The sequence below is a fragment of the Pseudogemmobacter hezensis genome (genome assembly GCF_013155295.1).
GTDB classification, from domain to species: Bacteria; Pseudomonadota; Alphaproteobacteria; order Rhodobacterales; family Rhodobacteraceae; genus Pseudogemmobacter; species Pseudogemmobacter hezensis.
Genome location: NZ_JABJXT010000001.1, coordinates 181,144 through 204,129, shown reverse-complemented (window position 1 = coordinate 204,129; position 22,986 = coordinate 181,144). Strand labels below are relative to the sequence as shown.

Genomic DNA, 22,986 nt, shown 5'->3' with positions numbered 1-22,986 from the left:
GACAGTCCTTTGACAGGTCAGCGGGTCAGTTCAGCGGGCCCATCGGGGTCTCTGCCTCAACCATCGCCTGGGTTGCGGCCAGCTCGGGATCCGAGACCAGACCATAGGCAGCCAGCGGGCCATCGGGGCCTGCGACCTCATCCGAGACGAAGAACTGGACGAACTCTTTCAGGCCGGGGACCACCCCGAAATGTGCTTTCTTGACGTAGATATAAAGCGGGCGCGAGATCGGATATTCGCCGGCCGCGATCGATTCCACCGAAGGCACCACGCCGTCAATGGTGGCGACGCGCAGCTTGTCGGTGTTGTTTTGGTAGAAGCTCAGACCAAAGACGCCGATGGCGTTTTTGTCGGCATCCAGACGCGCGAGCGTCTCGGTATAGTCGCCGTCGATGTCGATCGAAACGCCATCGGTGCGCAGCTTGTGGCAGCCAGCGACAGCGGCTTTTTTCTTTGCAGCCTCGTCACCTTCGGCGGCGTTGAAGTAGATGTCATAGGCGCCGGTGTCTTTGCAGCCGACTTCCAGAACCTTCTGGTCGAAGACTTCGCGGGTGCCGTGTTTGGTGCCCGGGATCATCGCCAGGATGTTTTGCGCCGGGAAATCGGCTTTCACATCGGCCCAGGTCTTGTTGGTATTGGCGACCAGAGCGCCGTCTTTGACGGTCTCGGCGGCCAGGGCGTTGAACCAGTCGGCGGGGGTGAAGGCGAATTCCGGGCCGTCAACGGCCGAGGCAAAGACGATGCCGTCATAGCCGATGCGCACTTCGAGGATCTCATTCACGCCGTTTTTGGCGCAAAGGTCGATATCCGACTGCGAGATGCGCGACGAGGAATTGGCGATGTCGATGGTGTTTTCGCCGACGCCTTCGCAAAGTTTCTTGCGCCCGCCGCCCGAGCCGCCGCCTTCGACAACCGGGGTCGGGTGGTCAAAGTTTTCGCCAAAAGCCTCGGCGACGATGGTGGCATAGGGCAGCACGGTCGAAGAGCCCGACAGCTGGACCTGGTCGCGTGCATTTGCAGCGGTGGCGGCTGCGGCCAGCGCGAGGGCAGAGACGGCGAGTTTCACGGTGTTCATGGATCACTCCTGATATGCAGACCGGCGAGTCGGCCTTCGCCAGCCGGAATAGGCGGCTTGCGTAACGGCAATCCTGCATTTGTGTAACAGACGCATGACGATTGCGCCGTGCTTTGCGATTGGCCGGCTGAATATTGCCCTGTCAGCTGGTCTGCTCTGCCGTCTCAGGGGGCGCTGTTCCGGGGGCGCTGTTCAGGGCGACGACTGCCACGGGGGCGCGCCGCCATTGATCAACATTGATGAACATAGAAATCGAGAAATAGGATCTGATGTTCCCTGATGCACAGGTCTATATCGGTGTCATCAGACGCGAACCAGCGTCAACCAACCTAAAAAGGTGAATGAAATGAAACGCTTCGCTATTATCGCTACCGCCGCTGCTCTGGTTGCAGGCTCTGCCAATCTTGCTCTGGCCTCGCTGCCCGATCCGGTGATCACCCGCGCCGCCCCTGAGATCGTTGAAGCTCCGGCTGCACATATCAAATCGGGCAAAGAGCTGCATCAGCTGGGCCTGAAACGCACCGATCCGGTTTCGGTCACCAAAATTCCGGTTGGTGAGCGTGATACCCGTGGTGGCCGCGGCTAAGACAGAGCAGGCGTGAGGGGTCGCCCCCAGACGACCATCTCGCCTGATCTTTTAATAACAGGGCGTCTGCGACAGCAGGCGCCCTGTTGGCGTTTGCGGCCTATGCATTCTGGCCCTGGTCAGGGAGGTGGCCCGGTTTTTCTGCCTCTGCCTGGCCTGCTTTCAACTGGCCGTCTGCCCGGCGCGATATTGCAGTTCCGAGGGCCTTATTGATCAACACTGGTGAACATAGAAATCGAAAAATAGGATCTGATGTTCCCTGATGCACAGGTCTATATCGGTTTCATCAGACGCGAACCAGCGTCAACCAACCTAAAAAGGTGAATGAAATGAAACGCTTCGCTATTATCGCTACCGCCGCTGCTCTGGTTGCAGGCTCTGCCAATCTTGCTCTGGCCTCGCTGCCCGATCCGGTGATCACCCGCGCCGCCCCTGAGATCGTTGAAGCTCCGGCTGCACATATCAAATCGGGCAAAGAGCTGCATCAGCTGGGCCTGAAACGCACCGATCCGGTTACCGTCACCAAAATTCCGGTTGGTGAGCGTGATACCCGCGGTGGCCGCGGCTAAGACAGAGCAGGCGCGAGGGGGCGCCCCCAGACGACCATCTCGCCTGATCTTTGAATAACAGGGCGTCTGCGACAGCAGGCGCCCTGTTGGCGTTCACGGCGCAGCCCCGCAGCGTCACATTGATGTGAAATTCGCGCATTGCTGCACAGAGCCTTGCCTGGTCCTCGCGTTGCCGAGGGGCTTAACGCTGCATAAATCTGTTACCGATACAAACACCGGTAATCGGGGAATGCGATGGATACGGCGGTTTTACGCACCTATGTGCATATTATAGAGGAAGGCAGCTTTGCCGGGGCTGCCAGGCGCATGGGAATTTCTCGCAGCCTTGTCAGTAAATATGTCTCTGATCTTGAGGCGCGGCTGGGCGCACAGCTGCTGACCCGTTCGACCCGCTCGCTGCGCCCGACTGAGCTGGGGCAGTCTTATTATGATCAGGTCCGCGATATCCTGCGCAACCTGGATGAGGCGGATGATTCCGTGCGCCAGGGGGCGGGCCTTGTGGCGGGGCGGCTGCGGATCGGGGCACCGATCTCGTTTACCTTGCGGGTGCTGCATCCGCATGTGATGCGCTTCATGGAAGAGAACCCCGATGTCAGGCTGGATCTGTCGCTTGATGACGGATGCATTGATCCGGTGGCGGGCGGCTTTGATGCCACGATCCGGGTGGGCATGCTGGAGGATTCCACCCTCAGGGCGAAACAGCTGGGCATGGTCGATACGGTGCTGGTCGCCTCGCCTGAATATCTGGCCCAACATGGCACCCCGACCGAGCCTGCAGATCTGGCGAACCATCGCTGCCTTTACTACACCAATACCCGCAGCGCTGGGACCTGGCCGTTCCGCCATCAGGGCGAGACGATCCATCAGAAGGTGACGCCGGCCTTTTCCACCAATAACGGCGATATGATCCGCACCGCCGCCCTGGAGGGGCAGGGGGTCGCGCTGACCGTTGGCTTTCAGGTCGATGAGGATCTTGAGGCGGGGCGACTGGTGCGTCTGATGCCGGGCTATGGATTGCCCGAGCTGCCGATCAGCGTGATCTGGCCCTCGTCGCGCAATATGAGCGCGGCGCTGCGGGCCTTTGTCGACTTTCTCTCGAAGAGCGATCTTGCCGGGGGTAAAGAGGCGGGCCCCGCCTGACTGGCCCAGCCTGACTGACCCGGCCTGACTGGCCCAGCCTGAATGATCTGGTCTGGTCTGGCTGGCACGGTTGACCCGCTGATTGCCCGCGATACGTGGATAACCGCCGATCTGTGACAGGCACAACTGGCGGTTTTTTGCTCTTACGTGGCGAATTTTTCTAAACACTTGCGGTTAATTGGAATTGAGTGCCATCTGCGGCCAGACCATTCCTATCAAACCGGAGCTTTGTAATGCGTAAATCTGTGATTCTTTCCTCTGCACTGGCCCTGTCGGTGCTGGGCCTTCCGGCGCTGGCTCAGGATCTTGATGACGCTCTGGCGGGGGCCCGCAACACGATCGGGCTGCTGGAGTATTGCCAGGCTGAGGGCCATATCGATGGCGCGGCCATCGAGGTGCAGAACAAGATCGTAGCGATGCTGCCGGCTGCAGGCGACGCGGACAAGGTCGAGGCCGCCTATGCCAAGGGCAAGGAAGGCATCCTCTCGGTCAACGGGGTTGAGCAAAACATCAAAGACGCCGATGCCCAGGGCTCGTCCCAGGCTGAGGTCTGCAAGCAGATGTCTGACGCTCTGATTGCGATGGGCGCTCAGCTGCCGCAATAAGCGGGCGCTGCGGGGCTGCGCGTTTTCGGGCGCGTGGTTTTCCCGGTCGTCGTTAAGATAGCCTTCGGGCAGAATCACGCTCAGGCCCCCGCCTCACGGGGGTCTGTTTATTTGGGGGCCTGCTTATTTGCGATTTTCGGCCTAACCTGGCCGGGATAGCAGGTGGCAGCTACAGCGGCAGGAGGCGGGCTTGGTCTTTCAGTTTCAGCACAGCTATATGACGGATCTGCCAGACACCTGGCTGCGTGCTCAGCCGGACCGGGCGCCTGATCCGCGCCTTATTGTGCTGAATGAGGCGCTGGCCCATCAGCTGGGTCTGGACCCTGTCGCGCTGCAACTGCATGGGGCGGCGTGGTTTTCGGGAGCGGAATTGCCCGAGGGGGCCGATCCGATTGCGCTGGCCTATGCCGGGCATCAGTTTGGCGGCTTCTCGCCCTCGCTTGGGGATGGGCGGGCGCATCTCCTGGGAGAGTTTCGCGGGCCTGACGGGCGGCTGTGGGATCTGCAGCTGAAAGGCTCGGGGCGCACGCCGTTTTCAAGGGGCGGCGATGGCAAGGCGGCGCTTGGGCCGATGCTGCGCGAATATCTGATTTCCGAGGCGATGGCGGCGCTGAATGTGCCGACCACACGTTCGCTGGCGGTGGCGCTGACCGGCGAGCAGATCGGCCGTGATGGCAGGCTTTTGCCGGGGGCTGTTCTGGCGCGGGTGGCGGCCAGCCATATCCGCGTGGGCACGTTCCAGTTCTTTGCCTCTCGCCAGGAGGGCGACAAGGTCCGGGCGCTGGCCGATTATGCCATCGCGCGGCATTATCCGGAAATCCCTGCTACGTCAGAGCGTTATCTGGCGTTCTTCGACCAGGTTGCGCAGCGTCAGGCGGCGCTGATCGCGGCCTGGATGGGCCTGGGATTCGTGCATGGGGTGATGAATACCGACAATATGGCGATCTCGGGCGAGACCATTGATTACGGCCCCTGCGCCTTTATCGAGACCTATGCGCCGGGCACAGTATTCTCGTCCATCGACCGCCAGGGCCGTTATGCGCTGGCCAATCAGCCGCTGATCCTTGCCTGGAATCTGGCCCGGCTGGCGGAATGCCTGCTGCCGCTGATCGATGAAGATCAGGAGGCGGGCGTCGCAATCCTGAACCAGCGGCTTGAGGGGATTGCCGGGCTTTACCAGCGCGAATGGCTGGCGGTGATGCGTCGCAAACTGGCGCTGAGCGGCGAGGATGCGGCGGATGCGGCGCTGATCCAGGACCTGCTGACGGCGATGACCGGGGCAGACTGGACGCTGACTTTCCGTCGCCTCGCGCTTTGGCTTGAGGGCGATCACACCCCGCTCCGGGCGCTGTTCGAGGATTTCTCACTGATGGAAGCCTGGCTGCCGCGCTGGCAAAACCGGCTGGGCGATCATGCGCAGGCGGCCAGCCGTCTGCGGACGGAAAACCCCGCCGTCATCCCGCGCAATCACCGCGTCGAAGAGGCGCTGAGCGCGGCGACGGCAGGCGATATGGCCCCCTTTATGCAGCTGCTGCAGGCGGTGCAAAATCCGCTGCAGGAGCATCCGCTTTACAGCCTGCCCGCGCCGCAGGGATTTGGGGCCTATGTGACTTTTTGCGGAACCTGAAATCAGAAACGGTTCCATCACATCTTTTTTGCAGAGGCAGAAACCACGCATCGGCGGAAAGCTGCACAATCCCCACCCCGCAGGTCGTGCTTTCCCGCACGTGCGGGTGTTTTCAAACACTTATCAGTTGAAGGAAATCATGCGCGGCAGTATCGAATCGCCGAATGATCCTGATGCTGCAGGTGCGAAATCAATCGATTCGTGCTAAGTCTGTAAAGGGATCGCCCAGCAAGGCGGAAACCGGGTTTCAGGATGTCCTGTCATCGTCGGTCCGCCAGCCAGCACAGGGTGCAGAGGCGAGACGTGAACGACATTTCAGCAGCCCGGGCAGCGGGCAATCCGGCCGGGGTGAATTCCGGCAACGGCGAGCGTCGGGAACGCGATATCAGGCTGGATTTTTTCCGCGGCCTGGCGATGATTGTGATCCTCATCGCGCATATCACTGACAATCCCTGGACGCTGTGGATGCCGGGCCGCTTCGGCTTTTCCGACTCGACCGAGATTTTCGTCTTCTGCTCTGGCATGGCCTCGGCACTGGCCTATGGGGTGATCTTTCACCGCGCGGGCTGGCTGGTTGGCGCAGCGCGCATCCTGTTCCGCATCTGGCAGGTCTATTGGGTGCATCTGGGGGTGTTTCTGGTCGCCGTGCTGGCGATGCTTGCCCTGAATATGAGCGGCTGGTTCAGCCGCGATGAGGTGGGGGCGCTGAACCTTTACCCCTTCCTCAAAAACACCGCGCCGAACTTTTTCGGGCTGATGACGCTGACCTATGTGCCGAATTATTTCGACATTCTGCCGATGTATATGGTGCTGCTGGCGCTGGTTCCGGTGATGGTTGGCCTGGCCAGGATCGACGGACGGCTGGCGCTGGCGGCCTCGGTCACGCTGTGGCTTTGCGGCACGACGGGCAGCATCTGGCTGCCGGCGGAACTGTGGTTCGTCAATGGCTCGACCCGGCCCTGGTTCTTCAACCCCTTTGCATGGCAGCTGATCTTCTTCACCGGCTATGGCTTTGTCGCGGGCTGGCTGCCAAAGCCGCCGCTGCGGCCGGGGCTGGTGGTGCTGGCGCTTGGGATCGTGGTGCTGACGGTGCCCTTCGCCTGGCATGTGGTGATCGGCAAATCGACGATCCTGCAGGAATGGCGCGGCGAGTGGCGCATCCTTTACGACAAGACCGGCTTTGGCCTTCTGCGCTATGTGCATTTCCTGAGCCTTGCCTATCTGGCCTGGGCGCTGGCGGGCGAAAAGGGGGCGCGGCTGCGCAGCCTTTCCACCGAATGGCCGCGCCTTGTCGGCATGGTTACCGATATCGGGCGGCAGTCGCTGGCGGTTTTCGCGGTCTCGATGGTTCTGGCCCGGGTTCTGGGCGCGTTTTTGCATCTTCTCGGACCGGGGATGATCGTCACCCCGGCCATCAATCTGACGGGGGTGGCGCTGATCTGGCTGACCGCCCGCATCGCCGCCTGGTTCAAGGGGCAGGGCTGGAAGAAGGCCATGACCGCAGGCGCAGCCCCCGCAATTCATCAGCCGCATCAGGCGCTTCATATACACGAGACCGGGCCGTCGCTGTCCGCTCGGGGAGTTAAGGTATGACCAGCTTCGACACCTCATCTGCAAAGCCTTCTGCAAGCGCGCGCATGGGCGCGGGCGTCACCCGGCGTGGCACTCTGGGCCTTGTGCTGGCGATGGCGGCGGCGGGGATGCTGCCGCGCAAAGCCCGGGCCGAAGAGCTGCCCGAGGGCGGCATCCTGACGCCCGAGGGGGTGAAACTCGGCGTGGCCGAGCCCTTCGCCGATGGCATGGTCGAGGCCCTGGCCCGCGCCATGGCCGAGCAGCCCTATGCGCCGCCCGCCGAGATCTCGCCCGACTGGAAGGGCCTGACCTATGATCAGATCCGTGAGATCTGGTTTGACGGCAAACACGCGCTGTTTGGCGCCTCGGAAAGCCCGGTGCGGGCCGAGATGTTCGTGGCGGGCCTTTACCAGCATTACCCGGTTGAGATCTTCGCGGTGGCCGCAGGCGAGGCGCGCGAGGTGCTGTTCGACTATGACCTCTTCGTGCGCACCGACCGTTTCCCCGAACTGCCAGAGACGGGCACGGGGTTCTCGGGCTTCCGCCTGACCGGCGAGATCGAGAGCAAAGGCACCTTCCAGGAATATGCCGTATTCCAGGGCGCGACCTATTTCCGCGCCGTGGCAAAGGGCCAGCAATATGGTCTGTCGGCACGGGGCCTGGCGCTGAACACCGCTTCCCCTGATCAGCCCGAAGAATTCCCGCTGTTCCGCCGCTTCTGGATCGAAGAGGGCAAGCTGCATGACGAAGAGGCGGTGGTCTGGGCGCTGATGGACAGCCCCTCGCTGACCGGGGCCTACCGCTTTGCGATCCGCAAGGGCGATGTGACCACGATGGATGTCGAGGCGGTTGTTTTCCCGCGCGTCACGCTGGATGCGGTGGGGCTGGCGCCTGGAACCTCGATGTTTTTGTTCAATGATCTGAACCGCCTGGCGTTTGATGACTTCCGTGAGGGCGTGCATGACAGCGACGGCCTGCTGGTGGCGACCGGCTCGGGCGATCTGTTGTGGCGTCCGCTGGCCAATCCGAAATCGGTCGAGACCTCCTGGTTTGGCGATGAAAATCCGCGCGGCTTTGGCCTGATGCAACGCGCCCGCGATCCGGGCAGCTACAACGATTTTGCCGCCCATTATGAGCGCCGCCCCTCGCTTTGGGTCGAGCCGAAGGGCGCCTGGGGCAAGGGCTCGGTCGTGCTGGTCGAGATCCCGGCGGATAAGGAAATCTACGACAATATCGTCGCCTTCTGGCGGCCAGAGGCGGCGATGGAGGCGGGGTCGGAAAACCGTTTCGCCTATCGCCTGCACTGGGCCGATGGCGCGCCGCCGGTTGATGGCGAGAAAGCCCGCGTGATCGCATCGCGCCAGGGCGAGCGGGTCTTTGAAGAGGGCCGCATGTTCGCCATCGACTATGAGGCGCATCCCTCGCTTGGCACTGACCCTTCGCAGCTGGAGGCGCGGGTCACCGCATCGGCGGGCGAGGTGACGGGCGTGCTGATCCACCGCAATGAGGATACCGGGGGGATGCGTGTCGATGCGACGCTGATCCTGCCCCCGGGTCAGGCGGTCGAATTGCGGGTCGAGCTGTGGCGCGGTGGCGTGACCATGGTTGGTGAAATCTGGCTTTATCGTTGGGTGGGCTGAATATGTCGCGGGCTTTTCGTCCTCAATACGGCTTTCGTCCGGTCACTTTGCCGGCACCTTTGTCGATGCCCGACCAGGCGCTGGATCGCCGCTGGCATGACCCGGCTGCGCGTGAAGGGGGGCCGATCCGCACCCATTCGCGCCTTGCGCGGGCAGCTGTGCTGATCCTGCCGCCGCCTTTCGCCATTGGCTTTGGCTATATGACGGGCAAGGTGCTGGCGGCGGATGGCGCTTTCACGCCGGCCGATCTGATGCTGGCGTTTTTGTCGGGTTTCGCGGTTTTCTGGATGGCGATGTCGGTGGTCTCGTCTTTCTGCGGGCTGTTCTGGCGTGCGCCTGCGCGGGCCAATGCGGCAGCACCCGGCCTGCGGATTGCGATCCTTTTGCCGATGTATGGCGAGGATCCCGAGGCGACGCTTGCGCCCTCGGTCGCGCTTTTGGACAGCCTGCGGGCGCCGGGGCATGCGCATCGCTTCTCGCTGCATGTGCTGTCGGATACCCGCAACGGGCGGGCGGCGCTGGATGAGGCGGCGCTGGTCGCCAAACTGACTGCTGCGCGGCCTGATCTGGCGATCACATATCGCCACCGGCTGAAAAATACCGATTACAAACAAGGCAATATCCGTGACTGGATCTCGCGCCAGGGGGCGGCCTATGACGCGGCGCTGATCCTCGATGCGGATTCGGTGATGGGGCGTGAGACCGTGCTGACCCTGGCCGATACGCTGGTCGCTGATCCGGGCTGTGGTCTGGCGCAGACCCTGCCGATCACCGGCGCGGGTGAAAGCCGCTGGCAACGTCTGCAAAGTTTCGCCAGCCGGGTTTACGGCGGCCCGCATGGGCGTGGCTTTGCGATCTGGACCGGCTCGGACGGGAATTTCCTTGGCCATAACGCTATGGTGCGGATGAAGGCTTTTGCGACGAATTGCGGGCTGCCGCATCTGTCGGGCCCGCGCCCGATGGGGGGCGTGATCCAGAGCCATGACTTCGTCGAGGCCGCTTTGCTGCGCCGTGCGGGCTGGGGTGTGCGCATCCTGCCCGAGGCCGCTGACAGCCACGAAGAGGCGCCTGGCAACCTTTTGGCCCATATCAAGCGGGACGCGCGCTGGTGCCAGGGCAATCTGCAGCACATGCGGCTGCTGAAGGTGCCGGGGCTGCATTGGGTGTCGCGGCTGCATTTCCTGTCGGGGGCCATGGCCTATATCGGCTCGGTCCTGTTGTTGCTGATGCTGGTTCTCTGGGCGATGGCCGATCAGGGCCGCACCGGCCAGGCGACCGACCGGGTTGAGGTGATGCTGGCCGCCACCGTGATCACGCTGCTTTTCGCGCCTCGGCTTTTTGGCGTCGCGGATTACATCGCCCGGGTGGGTGTGGCCAAAGGCAAGCGGCTGGCTTTTGTGAAGCTGCTGGTGATTGAGACGGTGATTGCTGTTCTTTCGGCCCCGGTGATGATGCTGCATCACGCGAAGATCATCTTCCGGGCGCTGACCGGGGCGGATACCGGCTGGCCGCAGCATGCGCATGGCCGTATCCCGCTGAAAGCGCTGCTGAAATTCCATGCGGCAGAGACCGGGCTTGGCCTGATGCTGAGCGCGATGATCACGCTTGGCGTGCTGAGCATCTGGTTCCTGCCGGTGGCGCTTGGGCTGCTTTTGGCGGTGCCGGTCTCGGCCTGGGTGGCGGGACCGGGCGATGATCTGGCGGCAGTGCCGCTGGCCCCGGCGCGATAGAGCGAGCGGGATGAGAATGAAAAAGGGCGGCCTTGCGGGGCCGCCCTTTTCTTTTGGACTGTCTGATATTCGGGGCTGCCGGATATTTTGTGTTGCCGGAAATTCTGGGCTTTCGGATATTTTGCGCCGGTTGGAGGGGGGCTCTGCCCCCGTCTGCGCCTTTGGCGCAGCCTCCCCCGGGATATTTAGGGACAGATGAATGGGGCTTGGTTGGGGCCCCTTTGATGTCAGACGAGGCGGCCGTTCGATTTGGCGGCGCGCACAAAGCCCTCAAACAGCGGATGAGGTGCGAAGGGTTTTGATTTCAGTTCGGGGTGGAATTGCACGCCGATGAACCAGGGATGGCCTTTGACCTCAACGATTTCCGGCAGCTTGCCATCGGGCGACATGCCCGAGAAGGTCAGCCCGCAGGCCTCAAGCTGGTCACGATACTGGATGTCGACCTCATAGCGGTGGCGGTGGCGTTCCTCGATCACCGTGCCGCCATAGACCTCGGCCACGCGCGAGCCCTCTTTCAGATGTGCGGTATAGGCGCCGAGGCGCATGGTGCCGCCCTTGTCGTCGGTGGCCTTGCGGCGCACCTTATGGTTGCCCTGCACCCATTCTTTCAGGTGGTAAACCACGGGGACGAAACGCTTCTCGCCGGCCTCATGGTCGAATTCCTCTGAGCCTGCGCCCTCGATCCCGGCCATATGGCGGGCAGATTCGATCACTGCCATCTGCATGCCAAGGCAGATGCCCAGATAGGGGACGCCTTTTTCGCGGGCGAATTGTGCGGCGCGGATCTTGCCCTCGGTGCCGCGCTCGCCAAAGCCGCCCGGAACCAGGATCGCATCATAGTTTTCCAGCCAGGCGGCTGGGTCTTCTTTCTCGAACAGGGTCGAGTCGATCCATTCGGCGCGCACGCGCACCCGGTTTGCCATGCCGCCATGGGTCAGCGCCTCGGCGATGGATTTATAGGCGTCTTCGAGCTGGGTATATTTGCCCACCACTGCGACGCGGACCTCGCCCTCGGCATTGTCGAGACGGTCCATCACGTCTTCCCAGCGTTCCAGATTGGGGCGGGGCGCGGGCGAGATACCGAAGCAATCCAGCACCGCCTGGTCAAGCCCGGCGCGGTGATAGGCCAGCGGGGCCTCATAGATCGACTTCAGGTCATAGGCCGGGACCACATGTTCCTGGCGGACGTTGCAGAACAGCGCGATCTTTTCGCGCTCGCGGTCCGGAATGGGGTGTTCCGAGCGGCAGACCAGCACGTCAGGCGCGAGGCCGATCGACTGCAGTTCCTTGACGCTGTGTTGGGTCGGTTTCGTTTTCAGCTCTCCGCTTGCGGCCAGATAGGGCAGCAGCGTCAGGTGCATCAGGATGCATTCACCGCGCGGGCGTTCGTGGATGAACTGGCGGATCGCCTCGAAGAAGGGCAGGCCCTCGATATCGCCGACGGTGCCGCCGATCTCGCAAAGCATGAAATCGACCTCATCCTCGCCCACGCGCAGGAAGTCTTTGATCTCATTGGTCACATGCGGGATGACCTGGATCGTCTTGCCGAGGTAATCGCCGCGACGCTCTTTTTCCAGCACGTTGGAATAGATGCGGCCCGAAGAGATCGAATCCGTCATCCGGGCCGAGACGCCGGTGAAACGTTCGTAATGGCCGAGGTCGAGATCGGTTTCTGCACCGTCATCGGTGACGAAAACCTCGCCATGTTCAAAGGGCGACATCGTGCCGGGATCGACGTTCAGATAGGGGTCCAGCTTGCGCAGGCGGACTGTGTAGCCACGGGCCTGCAACAGCGCCCCCAGTGCCGCAGACGCGAGACCCTTGCCCAGCGACGAAACCACGCCACCGGTGATGAAGATATAACGCGCCATTGGGGACTCCCGCAGTTCTGGAAACAGACGATTCGGATCGGTGGAATCGCATCACCACGGGATTTGGCAAATAGCCTGCTGCGCCATAAAACGCAACCGCCTGCCGCAAGATCATGTTTGCGGCAGGCGGATCCCGTCAAAGGATAGTGGATCAGTTGGCTGGTGCAGCCGGGGGCGTTGCCGGGTCTGCCGCAGGGGCGGGGGTCTCGGCCGGCGTATCAGCCGCAGGTGCATCGGCTGCGGGCGGTGCGGCGGGATCGGCTGCGACCGGGGGCGCGCCAGGATCGACATTCGCACCCGAGGGCGGCGGCATCATGCCCGAGACAGGCGGCGTTGCCCCATCGCTGTTGGTCGCGGGCGGCATCATCCCGTCAAGAACCGAGCCAGAGCCAGAGCCACGGGTCGCCAGCACACCCAGCGTCAGCGAGGTGACGATAAAGGCGGCGGCCAGGATCCAGGTCACCCGGGTCAGCGCATTGGGTTTCGCGCGGGCCTGCATGTTTCCGCCACCGGAAAGCAGGGCAGAGCCTTCACTCTTCTGAACCAGCACAACGCCGATCAGCAGCAATGCGAGGATCAGGTGGATCGTGAGGACAACATTTTCCATCGGGCAGAGGCTCCTTGCGCGGATGCGGCTGTCTATTCCCAAGAACGCCGATGCGCAAGAGTAAGGCTTAAGCGCAGGCGGCGCTGTCTGTGTCCTGCATATGCCCGCCTGCCACCTGGGGCCGCAGATCCTGCGCTGCAAGCCGGGCGACCGGGGGCGCAGGGCAGATGTGGCGCGAAATGCGGCAGCTGCTGTCGCTTTCAGCATGGCAGCGGCGTTTCGTCCCCGTTAGCCATGGTGATATGACAGCGCCCATGCCCCAGACACCGCAATTCGCCACCACCGCCGCGCCCAGATCGCAAAGCGGGGCCCGCAGCACTGATCGCATTATCACCGGAATCGTGTTGATGCTGGCCTTTTGCGTGCTGGCGCCGCTGCTGGATGTATCCTCAAAGCTGGCGGCCGAGGATGGTATGGCGGTCGGCTGGATCACGGCGGCGCGGTTTATCGTTCAGGGTCTGATGATGGCCCCGGTCGTTTTGTGGCTGGGGATGTCGCTGGCGCTTGCCCCAAAGGCGCTGGCGCTGATCTTTTTGCGGGCATTCCTGCTGGTATTTTCGACCTTTTCCTTTGTCTCTGGCCTGACGGTGATGCCGATTGCCGATGCCCTGGCGGTGGCCTTTCTTGAGCCCTTCATCCTTTTGATCCTTGGCCACTGGATCTTTGGTGATGAGGTCGGGCCGCGCCGGATCATCGCCTGTATCATCGGTTTTGGCGGCTCTTTGCTGATCATCCAGCCCTCGATCACGGTGTTCGGGCTGATGGCGCTCTGGCCGCTGGGCACGGCCTTTGGCTTTGCCTTTTACATGCTGGTGACGCGGGGGATGTCCTCTTTCATGCATCCGGTGATGATGCAGTTCCACACCAGCTGGGCGGGGGTGGTGATCTGCCTGCCGGTGCTTTTGGTGCTGTGGAACGGGCCGCTGCCGCAATTCGCCTTTGCTATGCCAGAGGGGATCACCTGGCTCTGGCTGATCGGCGTCGGCTTCTGGGCCTGTCTCAGCCATATGTGCATGACCATGGCTTTGGGCTATGCGCCCTCGGCCACGCTGGGGCCGCTGCATTATTTTGAGATCGTGATCGCGGTGATCCTGGGCTACCTGGTTTTTGGCGATCTGCCCAATAAGGTGACCTTTGCCGGAATCGGGATCATCATCGCCTCGGGCCTTTATCTGGTGCACCGCGAGCGGCTGAAACTGCGCGACAGCACCAGCATGGGGGCAAACCCCATTCCGCCAGAAATCTGAGGTCCCAGAAATTTGAGGCCCAGATCTGCGGTCAAAGGACAGGCGCGTCGGCGAAAGACGCTCAGCCGCCCTTCGTGCCCGGTTGTTGCACCGCCCGGATCGCCTCGCGCAGGCGCGCGCGGGGAAGAATGGCCACCATGCCAGGCGCATCCAGCCAAAGCCTGACCTCATCCGCGCTTGCCCGGTTAGAGGTGGCGATAAAGCCGTCGGGTGCAAAAACATGGCCATCAAGCGGCCACTCCAGCCCGCTGCTGCGCCCGCTGACCCGGGCAAAGGGAAACAGCGAGACCGTATCGCCCCGGCGCAGGCGCAGCTGCGTCTCTCCGGCGGGCAGGGCAAAGCTGACATCCTTTGGCCCCAGAACCAGGCAGGGCCGCCCGCTGTGGCGCACCAGGCTGTTCAGCACCGCCAGCCCATGATCCAGCCGCGCTCCGGTAAAACCCACCGCCAGGATGAACTCTGCCCGGACAGAGCGCAGGGCCTTGTCGAAGTCGGTCGAATCCTGCTCGGGGATGTGGTGCAGAGATCCGGGCGGCAGGGCCGCTCTTGTTTCCGGCAAAATCGAATCAAGATCGCCGATTACCGCCTCGGGGGTGATTCCGGCGGCGAAAAGCCTGTTCGCGCCACCATCCGCCGCAATCACCCGAGGCGCCAGCCGCATCGCCAGCTGCAGATCGCGCCCAGAGACCGGACCGCCGCCAATCAGCGTGATTCCCCCGCAGAATTGAAGAACCGGGCATTGATCAACTGACTTTTTCATGCGGATACTGTTCGAATTAAGGCAAACTTCAGGGGTGATGGACACAATCAATCCATCAAATTACCCCGGTCTGTCCATGGATTCGAACAAAGCGCCAGCAATGTTTCCGTGAAGGAAAGTATGAGGTCCGCGTCGATGAATGATGCCAGCAAGATTCTTACAGTCTCTTACGGGACATTCAGCTGCACGCTTGAAGGGTTCGACGAGCCCTTCACGACCATGCGCGCGATTGCCGAATATTTCCGTGATCTTGCGGCTGAGGATCGCTTTTTCGGCGCAGAACCCCCGCAACCGGATGCTGCAATGCTGCACCGCATTGCCGAACGTGAGATCCAGCGCCGGGTTGAGGCGCGGGTCACCGACAATACGGTCGTATTGCGCGCAGGCGAGCAGGCAGGCGACAGGATCGCTGATCGGGCAGGCGCCGATCGGGCGGGCCAGGCACCTGCCGCGCCTCTTCCCGATTCCCGTGTTGCTCAGCCTTCTGTTGTTCAGCCTTCTGTTCCCCAGCCTTCTGTTGCTCAGGCTTATGTCCCTCAGTCGGGCGCAGGATTCGCGCCAAAGGCGGAGGCCACCGCTCCGGTGGAGAGCTTTTCGTCGGGAGAACACTATAATGGGCCGGATAATGGACCAGGGCCTCGCAGCGCCGGGCCGGATGCGGCTGATCGGGTCCAGCTGAGCGCAGAGACCCGGCATGTAAATCCCCCGCAGACCGAGGCGCCCCTCACAACGGGACAGCCCACAGCGGATCAGCCCGCAACCGATCAATCTGGCGCAGAGGCAGATTCGGCAGCGCTCAGCGCCCGCCGTGATGCGGTTGCGCGGGCTGCGACAGCCCCTGCTGCCGCGATGACGGGTGCGGCAGGGCAGGGCAATGACGGCGCTAATGAGGGCGCTTTGGCCTGGGCTGAGGATCAGGCCAATCGTTTGCCACAGGCGCCTGCAACGCCGTCGTTGCGCAGCAGCGTTCCAGAGGGCGTAGCCGCCAAGCTGGCGCGCCTGCGCCGCGCGGTCGAGCCGACGGTGCAGGACAGTGCGCTTCCCGCAGCGGCGCTGGCAGCAGGTCTGACTGCGGCACCAGAAGACCTGGAAGATCTGCCAGAAGGCCTGGAAGATCTGAATGAGGCAGCCGATACCGCGTTTCTGTCCGGGGCCGATGCTGAGGGCACCGCATATGTGCAGCCCTCTTCGGGCGATGCCCGTGCAACCGCTGGCGATCACATGCGTGCGGCTTTCGCTGATTTGCCCGCAGATCTACCGGCCGAACATGCCGAGGCGGAAGCGGCTGATTTCGCAAGCACGGCTTCCGACGCCCTGGCGCAGGAAGCTGTCGCGGAGGTGGTCGCGGAGGTGGATGTCAGCTCAGCTGTGGCCACGCCGGATCAGGCGATGGATGATTTCTCCGCGCCCGATGCCGATGCAGATCCTGAAGATGGCTCTGGCCCCGAACTGCAAAGGCCCGAAGCGGCCTCGCAGGCGACGCTTGCTGAACTGCGGGTGCTGGCAGCCGAGCTGGGCTCAGTGAAACCCTCTGCCGAAACCGCCACGGAAGTGGCGGCTGCGGCAGATGTGGCGAGGGATACAGAGGTTGTCCAGGCGGCGCAGGGGGCGGCTGATCAGGATGGTCCGGATGAGGGCTGCGAGGTCAGTGCAGCGGTCGGGCGGATGGCAGAGAATGCCGCTGATGCCATTGCAGCCCGGGTTGCAGCGCTGAGCGCGAAAAATCCGGCGCATGACCACGGGGCAGAGGCCCGCCCAGAGACTGATACAGAAGCGACGGATGCAGAAGCGCTTTATGCCGATGATATGGGGCAGGTCACTGAGGTTTCAGATGGCGCAGACAGCTCTGCGGCAGCGGCCTACAGCAGCGATCCTTTTGCTGATGAGCCGGAATTCGAAGAGGCTGAGGACAGCTGGGAACGCGAACTGGCCGGGCTGACTGCACGGCTGAGTGAAGATGCCCCGGCTGCGGCTGTGGCGGCTGTCGAAACCCCGGACATTGCAGATCTCGACCTCGATCTTCGGGCCGAGCTTGCGGCCATCGAAGATGAGTTGCTGGCTGAAAACACTGTTGCAGCTCCTGCGGCAGAGGTCGCGGCTGACGCGCTCGATCAAAGCGTGGATGAGCCGCAGAGCGTTGCAGTATCCGAGCTGCTTGGCGGGTCGATGGCGGATTTCGGCGCGGTGAGCGTCACCGAGAGGTCCTCCAATACCGATGCCGTGACGGCTGACCCGGACTTGTCCAACCCGGAGTCTGGCCCTGTTCCTGGCCCGGATTCAACTTCGCATTTTGGCCAGGATTTGTCGGCGCCTGATGAGCATGCCGAGGTCGCGCCGCGCGACACTTCTGAGGCCGATTGGGACGCCGCAATTCCTGGCGGTGACGCCGGCGATCAACGGGCTGTGCCCGATCCGCTGGCTGCTGCTGCATCCGTCGTTGGGCCAGAGACATTCACACAGACTGTCGCAGAGACTGTTGCGGAGACAGCCGCAGAAGCTGCCGCCGTAACCGCTTCGGATGCCACCTTTGCGCCCGATGGTGGCACTGGCGCAGATCCCGCCCCGGCGGCCTCAGTGGCACCCGGACATGCGATTGAGGATCACACCCCTGGCGGGCTGGAGCCCGCTGCTGCGGCGCGTTTGCAAAGGGCCCGGGCCCGGGTGATCCGCATCCGTCGTGTTGACGGTGCAGCGCGTGCCGAGGACGGGGGCGGTGCTGCCGCGCCGCAAACCACAGCGGCTGCGACCCCCACCCCCACCCCGGTAAGGCCTTCGCGGCCGCGCGCGGATGGGACGGCGCAGGCGCGCGATGTGGCGCGCGGTGTGGTGCAGGATGATGTGGCGCAGGACGATTCTGATGCGTCCCAGCCATCGCTGGCCTCTGATCCCGTCTCGCGCAACACTGTGACTTCGCAACCGGCGCGGGCAGGGGCGGGGGCCGATGAGGATCTGGCGCGGCTGATGAAACAGGCCGATGATGAAATGGCCGGTCCGGAAAACAAGCGACGCATTGCCTCGATTCAGCATCTGAAGGCGGCGGTTGCGGCGGCGATTGCTGATCGTCGTGCCGGTGTGACGCCTGCGGATCCGGTCCGCCGCGAGGGGGCCTATCGGGATGATCTGGCGCAGACTGTAACCCAGTCGCCTGCGCTGAACACCGCGTCTGCTACACCGGCGTCGTCCCCTGCCGCCAGTCTGACCTCCAGTCAGGCCGTCAGCCAGGCCGCCAATCAGGCTGTGAATCAGGCGGGCAATTCGGTTCGCCCGGTTCGCCCGTCACGCCCGGTGCGGCCTGCCAGCCGCAGCACGGATGCCCTGGCCCGCGTCAGTGGCAGCGAAGATCCTGATATAGGCGAGGCTGACGCGGTCGCGCAGGCAGAGCCGGCCGTCTCGCGGCCCGCGCCGCTGGTCCTGGTGTCAGAGCAACGTATCGATCAGGCCCGCCGCAGCGAAACCCGCGAGACCGGCCCGCGCCCGCAGCTGGTTCATGGTGCGGCTGCAGTTGCGGCTTTGACGGCAGGCCAGCTGAACAGTGACGAGGCTGGTCGCAAGGCCGCGCCCGTCCTGGCAGAAGATGCGGCGGGCGCGCTGCGGGCGATCCTCGACGGGCCCTCGTCGCGCGAGGCGACCCGGCCATCGCTTCAGCCCGAACCTGAGTTTGGCGATGATGCCGATGAGGCGGACGACCTGGTCCCCGGCGCGATGTCAGATCTTTCCGGTGCCGATGAGGATGCCGCAGATGATGAAATGGCCGAGGATGAAGCCGCCGCTGCCAGCAACATCTTTTCCGCGACCGGCGAATTCGAAGAATTCACCAATATCCTGGGTGCCAATACGCTGACCGATCTGATGGAGGCGGCAGCTGTCTGGTCAACATGTGCCGAAAGCCGCGAACAGTTTACCCGCCCTTACCTGATGCACCGGGTCGGCGCGGCTGGATCGGCACCGAAATTTGGCCGCGAGGATGGGCTGCGCGCCTTTGGCACGCTGTTGCGGGTCGGGCGGCTGGTCAAAGTGCGTCGTGGGCAATTCGCGGTTTCCGAAGACTCGGCGATGCTGGCAGAGGCGAGGCGTATCCTGAACTGAGCGCGACAGATCTGAAAGACGAAGGGGCTGGCCGTCGCGCCAGCCCCTTTTGCTTTGGCGCAAGGAAATTCCGCAGCGGGCACTGTGCCCCTGGGGCCAGACGGGGTGGGGGCAGGCCGGGTGGGGCCAGAGACTGCAGGGCCAGAGCCAGGGCTTTTATCGCAAAGAGAAGGGACGGCAGAAGCCGGGGCGTCCGTCTGTGTATGGGCCGCGTCGTGGCCCCGCTCAGAGCGGCTGGCCGAAGGCATCCATCAGCAGGAATGTCGGATCTGCCCGCTGCCAGGCATTGATCTGCGGCACGAGGCGGCGGAAATGCTCGGTCTGGCAATGGATGTCGAGGGCCGCGCGATCCGGCCAGGTCTCGATAAAGATGAAATGGCCGGGATCTTTCTGATCCACGAAGAGATCATAGCTGATGCAAAGCGGCTCGGCCTGGCTTAACCGAACCAGCTCGGCGTAAAGCGGGCGGATGATCTCCAGCGCGTCGGGGCGCATGAAGTCCTGGGCGATCACTTTCAGCATCTCAGCGGTCCTGCGATATGTCGCGCGGTGCATCCGGGTCGGGCTGGCCCAGACCCAGAAACACCTTTCGCAAGGGCAGCGCCCAGGCAAGCCCGAGGCCGATGAAGATCACCGCCTCCAGCAGCAGGGGCATGCGCTGCCCGGCCTCTGGCCACCAGGTGTCATTCGCCAGCCCGATCAGGACCAGCGTGACAAAGCAGTAAAGCGGCAGCCCGATCAGCAGGATCAGAAGTGCCAGCTTCTTGCGGCCCTGGTAGCTAAGCGCCATCGGCCCTTAATCCGCGAAGGGATCGGTGACGAGGATGGTATCGTCACGCTCGGGGCTGGTCGACAAAAGGGCGACCGGGCATTGGATCAGCTCTTCAATGCGGCGGACATATTTGACCGCAGCACCAGGCAGATCGTTCCAGGACCGGGCACCCTGCGTCGATTCGCTCCAGCCTTCCATCTCTTCATAGATCGGCGTGACGCGGGCCTGCAGCTTCGCAGCGGTCGGCAGATAGTCGTAACGCACACCGTCAAGATCATAGCCGACGCAGATTTTCAGCGTCTTAAAGCCGTCCAGCACGTCGAGTTTGGTCAGCGCGATACCCGAGACGCCCGAGGTCGCACAGGTCTGGCGCACCAGCGTCGCATCGAACCAGCCGCAGCGGCGCTTGCGGCCGGTGACGGTGCCGAATTCATGGCCGCGCTCGCCCAGACGCTGGCCGTCCTCGTCGAACAGCTCGGTCGGGAAGGGGCCTTCGCCGACGCGGGTGGTATAGGCCTTCACGATGCCCAGCACGAAATCGATCGAGGTCGGCCCGAGGCCCACGCCGGTCGCAGCCATGCCCGCCAGCGTGTTCGACGAGGTGACATAGGGGTAGGTGCCGAAATCGACATCCAGCAGCGAGCCCTGCGCGCCCTCAAACAGGATGCGTTTGCCAGCGCGGCGCGCCTCGGTCAGGTGTTTCCACACGGGTTTCGCGTAAGGAAGGATCTTTGCCGCAACCTCTTGCAGCTGCGCCTTCAGCGCCGGAACATCGACCGGATCAAGGCCAAGGCCTGCACGCAGAGCGTTGTGATGGGTCAAAAGCCGGTCGATCCGGGTGTCGAGCGTTTCCTCATCGGCAAGGTCCGCCACGCGGATCGAGCGGCGGCCGACCTTATCCTCATAGGCGGGGCCGATGCCGCGCCCGGTGGTGCCGATCTTGCCGACCGAATTCTGCGCCTCACGGGCGCGGTCCAGCTCGCCATGGATCGACAGGATCAGCGGCGTGTTCTCGGCGATGATCAGGTTGTCGGGGTTGATGATAACGCCCTGGCCCGCCAGCTTTTCGATCTCGGCCAGCAGCGCCCATGGGTCAAGCACGACGCCATTGCCGATCACCGACAGCTTGCCGCCGCGCACGATGCCCGAGGGCAGAAGCGAAAGCTTATAGACATTGCCGTCGATCACCAGCGTATGGCCGGCATTATGGCCGCCCTGGAAGCGGGCAACGATATCGGCACGCTCAGAGAGCCAGTCGACAATCTTACCTTTACCCTCGTCGCCCCATTGAGCGCCTACGACAACCACATTGGCCATTTGCAGCCTGCCTTTTGAAAGAAAAATGCGGGTGAGCTATAGCGGCACTGGCGGGCGGGGGAAACAGGAAAAACCCCGATGCAGCAAATCCGCCGGAACGGGTGGGGCCTGCACCAGATCCGCGTCAGGCCCGCACGACACGCGCACGACACCCTCGCCGGGGCGTTTTTAGCGAAAATCGCGCATGGGGCGCTGCCGGGCCGGGTGCCGTTTGCCGTCTTGCATCGGTCGTTTTCACACTTACCTCTTTGGGAATGTATGGGCATTCTTGCCCGGTAGCCAGGCGCAGGATGAGCGAATGTTCCTTTCAGTTTTTGATATGTTCAAAGTGGGAATCGGCCCCTCTTCCAGCCATACGATGGGCCCGATGGTCGCGGGCGCGATGTTTCTGGAACGGCTGCGCAATTCGCCCTTTCAGCCAAAGGGGGTGAAAGCGGTGCTGCATGGCTCGCTGGCTTTCACCGGCGTCGGGCATGCGACGGATCGGGCAACGGTGCTGGGCCTCGCAGGGTTTGAGCCCGAAAGCTATGACCATGAGAAGGCCGAGGCCGCGCTGGCTTTGATCCGCGCAACAAAGACGGTGACGCCGCCTGGCCTGCCCACGCTGGCCTTTGATCCGCAAAAGGATCTGGTGTTCGATTTCGGCCCCTCTTTGCCCGGTCATGCCAATGGCATGGTGCTGAAGGCAACCGATGCCCAGGGCGATGTGATCTTCGAAGAGGCCTATTACTCGATCGGGGGCGGGTTCGTGCTGACCTCGGCTGAGATTGCCGATCTGGCAGGGGCGAAGGCAAAGGCGAAGGCGGATGTGCCATGGCCCTTTGAATCGGCAGCCGAGATGCTGGAAATGTCCGCGAAATCAGGGCTGTCTGTGGCGCAGATGAAGCGTCAGAATGAGCTGCGTTATCGCGCCCCGGCCGATCTTGATCAGGGGATGGCGCGGATATGGGAGGTGATGAATGCCTGCATTGATCGCGGCATTGAGGGCCAGGGGATCCTGCCCGGCGGGCTGAATGTGCGCAGGCGCGCGCGTGGTATCTATGAGGCTTTGCAGGCAGAGCGTGGTCTGAACCTCGTGGCCCCGCATACGATCAATGACTGGATGTCGCTTTATGCCATGGCGGTGAATGAGGAAAACGCCGCTGGCGGCCAGGTGGTCACCGCCCCCACCAATGGGGCGGCGGGGGTGGTGCCTGCGGTGATCCGCTACTGGCTGGATCATGTGCCCGGGGCCTCGGCCTCGAAAGTAGGGGATTTCCTGCTGACGGCGGCGGCGATTGGCGGGCTTTGCAAGCATAACGCCTCGATCTCGGGCGCGGAATGCGGCTGCCAGGCCGAGGTCGGCTCAGCGGCGGCGATGGCGGCGGCGGGGCTTTGCGCGGTGATGGGCGGCACGCCGGAACAGGTAGAAAACGCCGCCGAGATCGCGCTGGAGCATCACCTGGGCATGACCTGTGATCCGGTCAAAGGTCTGGTCCAGGTGCCCTGCATCGAGCGCAACGGGCTGGGCGCGATCAAAGCGGTTTCTGCGGCCTCGCTGTCTTTGCGCGGCGATGGCAAGCATCTGGTCAGCCTTGATGCCTGTATCGAGACCATGCGCCAGACCGGCCATGACATGCATGAGAAATACAAGGAAACCTCGCTGGGCGGTCTGGCTGTCAATGTGCCCAATTGCTGACCCTGCACCTTTGACAGAGTTCGGAAGCCTCCGGCGGGGATATTTAAGAGACAGATGAAATCTGCGGCTCTTTTCATCTGTCTTTAAATATCCCGGGGGTGAGC

General features: G+C 63.0%; 18 protein-coding genes. 11 read left to right on the top strand and 7 right to left on the bottom strand.

What is annotated here, in order from left to right:
- Positions 1-25 precede the first annotated feature (25 nt).
- Positions 26-1,075 carry a substrate-binding domain-containing protein gene (locus HOY34_RS00950; RefSeq protein ID WP_172359434.1) on the bottom strand — a complete coding sequence of 350 codons (1,050 nt, stop codon included), beginning with the start codon at positions 1,073-1,075 and terminating at the stop codon, positions 26-28.
- 346 nt (positions 1,076-1,421) lie between these two features.
- Between HOY34_RS00950 and HOY34_RS00945 the strand changes: the two genes are divergently transcribed.
- The 8 genes from HOY34_RS00945 to mdoH all read left to right on the top strand — a co-directional run bounded on the left by HOY34_RS00945 (position 1,422) and on the right by mdoH (position 10,544).
- Positions 1,422-1,661 (top strand): hypothetical protein, encoded by a 240-nt coding sequence (locus HOY34_RS00945; protein ID WP_172359433.1) that lies wholly within the window; start codon positions 1,422-1,424, stop codon positions 1,659-1,661.
- 329 nt (positions 1,662-1,990) lie between these two features.
- The gene (locus HOY34_RS00940) at positions 1,991-2,230 is read left to right on the top strand and encodes a hypothetical protein (RefSeq protein WP_172359432.1); all 240 of its coding nucleotides are present in this window, start codon (positions 1,991-1,993) and stop codon (positions 2,228-2,230) included.
- A gap of 234 nt (positions 2,231-2,464) precedes the next feature.
- The gene (locus HOY34_RS00935; protein WP_172359431.1) at positions 2,465-3,370 is read left to right on the top strand and encodes a LysR family transcriptional regulator; all 906 of its coding nucleotides are present in this window, start codon (positions 2,465-2,467) and stop codon (positions 3,368-3,370) included.
- 233 nt (positions 3,371-3,603) lie between these two features.
- Complete coding sequence (locus HOY34_RS00930) at positions 3,604-3,975, top strand: pore-forming ESAT-6 family protein (RefSeq protein ID WP_172359430.1); 372 nt, start codon at positions 3,604-3,606, stop codon at positions 3,973-3,975.
- Positions 3,976-4,165: 190 nt separating this feature from the next.
- The gene (locus HOY34_RS00925) at positions 4,166-5,602 is read left to right on the top strand and encodes a protein adenylyltransferase SelO (RefSeq protein WP_301538873.1); all 1,437 of its coding nucleotides are present in this window, start codon (positions 4,166-4,168) and stop codon (positions 5,600-5,602) included.
- A 303-nt stretch (positions 5,603-5,905) separates the two neighbouring features.
- A complete protein-coding gene (locus HOY34_RS00920; protein WP_172359429.1) occupies positions 5,906-7,195 on the top strand; it encodes an OpgC family protein in 1,290 nt (429 codons plus the stop codon).
- Positions 7,192-8,814, top strand: coding sequence for an OpgD/OpgG family glucan biosynthesis protein (locus HOY34_RS00915; RefSeq protein WP_172359428.1), 1,623 nt, complete (start codon positions 7,192-7,194; stop codon positions 8,812-8,814). Before HOY34_RS00920 ends, HOY34_RS00915 begins: the two co-directional genes overlap by 4 nt.
- A gap of 2 nt (positions 8,815-8,816) precedes the next feature.
- Positions 8,817-10,544 carry a glucans biosynthesis glucosyltransferase MdoH gene (gene mdoH / locus HOY34_RS00910; protein WP_172359427.1) on the top strand — a complete coding sequence of 576 codons (1,728 nt, stop codon included), beginning with the start codon at positions 8,817-8,819 and terminating at the stop codon, positions 10,542-10,544.
- 227 nt (positions 10,545-10,771) lie between these two features.
- On the opposite strand, the gene pyrG is transcribed toward mdoH, so the two are convergent.
- Both pyrG and secG read right to left on the bottom strand, forming a co-directional pair.
- Positions 10,772-12,415, bottom strand: coding sequence for a CTP synthase (gene pyrG / locus HOY34_RS00905; protein ID WP_172359426.1), 1,644 nt, complete (start codon positions 12,413-12,415; stop codon positions 10,772-10,774).
- 151 nt (positions 12,416-12,566) lie between these two features.
- Positions 12,567-13,022 (bottom strand): preprotein translocase subunit SecG, encoded by a 456-nt coding sequence (gene secG / locus HOY34_RS00900; RefSeq protein WP_172359425.1) that lies wholly within the window; start codon positions 13,020-13,022, stop codon positions 12,567-12,569.
- 254 nt (positions 13,023-13,276) lie between these two features.
- Here secG and HOY34_RS00895 point away from each other — a divergent pair, with 254 nt between their 5' ends.
- The gene (locus tag HOY34_RS00895; protein ID WP_253944111.1) at positions 13,277-14,269 is read left to right on the top strand and encodes a DMT family transporter; all 993 of its coding nucleotides are present in this window, start codon (positions 13,277-13,279) and stop codon (positions 14,267-14,269) included.
- 61 nt (positions 14,270-14,330) lie between these two features.
- On the opposite strand, the gene HOY34_RS00890 is transcribed toward HOY34_RS00895, so the two are convergent.
- The gene (locus HOY34_RS00890) at positions 14,331-15,029 is read right to left on the bottom strand and encodes a thiamine diphosphokinase (protein ID WP_172359424.1); all 699 of its coding nucleotides are present in this window, start codon (positions 15,027-15,029) and stop codon (positions 14,331-14,333) included.
- 135 nt (positions 15,030-15,164) lie between these two features.
- On the opposite strand from HOY34_RS00890, the gene HOY34_RS00885 reads away from it, so the two are divergent.
- Positions 15,165-19,115, top strand: coding sequence for a hypothetical protein (locus HOY34_RS00885; protein WP_172359423.1), 3,951 nt, complete (start codon positions 15,165-15,167; stop codon positions 19,113-19,115).
- 225 nt (positions 19,116-19,340) lie between these two features.
- Here HOY34_RS00885 and HOY34_RS00880 read toward each other — a convergent pair whose 3' ends face one another.
- Genes HOY34_RS00880 through HOY34_RS00870 form a run of 3 tightly spaced genes read right to left on the bottom strand, consistent with a single transcriptional unit; the run spans position 19,341 to position 21,204 of the window.
- A complete protein-coding gene (locus HOY34_RS00880) occupies positions 19,341-19,637 on the bottom strand; it encodes a putative quinol monooxygenase (protein WP_172359422.1) in 297 nt (98 codons plus the stop codon).
- Between the two features lies 1 nt (position 19,638).
- Entirely contained in the window at positions 19,639-19,905 is a 267-nt protein-coding gene (locus HOY34_RS00875; RefSeq protein WP_172359421.1) for a DUF2842 domain-containing protein, read from the bottom strand.
- A 6-nt stretch (positions 19,906-19,911) separates the two neighbouring features.
- The gene (locus HOY34_RS00870) at positions 19,912-21,204 is read right to left on the bottom strand and encodes an adenylosuccinate synthase (protein WP_172359420.1); all 1,293 of its coding nucleotides are present in this window, start codon (positions 21,202-21,204) and stop codon (positions 19,912-19,914) included.
- Positions 21,205-21,502: 298 nt separating this feature from the next.
- Here HOY34_RS00870 and HOY34_RS00865 point away from each other — a divergent pair, with 298 nt between their 5' ends.
- The gene (locus HOY34_RS00865) at positions 21,503-22,882 is read left to right on the top strand and encodes an L-serine ammonia-lyase (RefSeq protein ID WP_172359419.1); all 1,380 of its coding nucleotides are present in this window, start codon (positions 21,503-21,505) and stop codon (positions 22,880-22,882) included.
- The last annotated feature ends 104 nt before the right edge of the window (positions 22,883-22,986 follow it).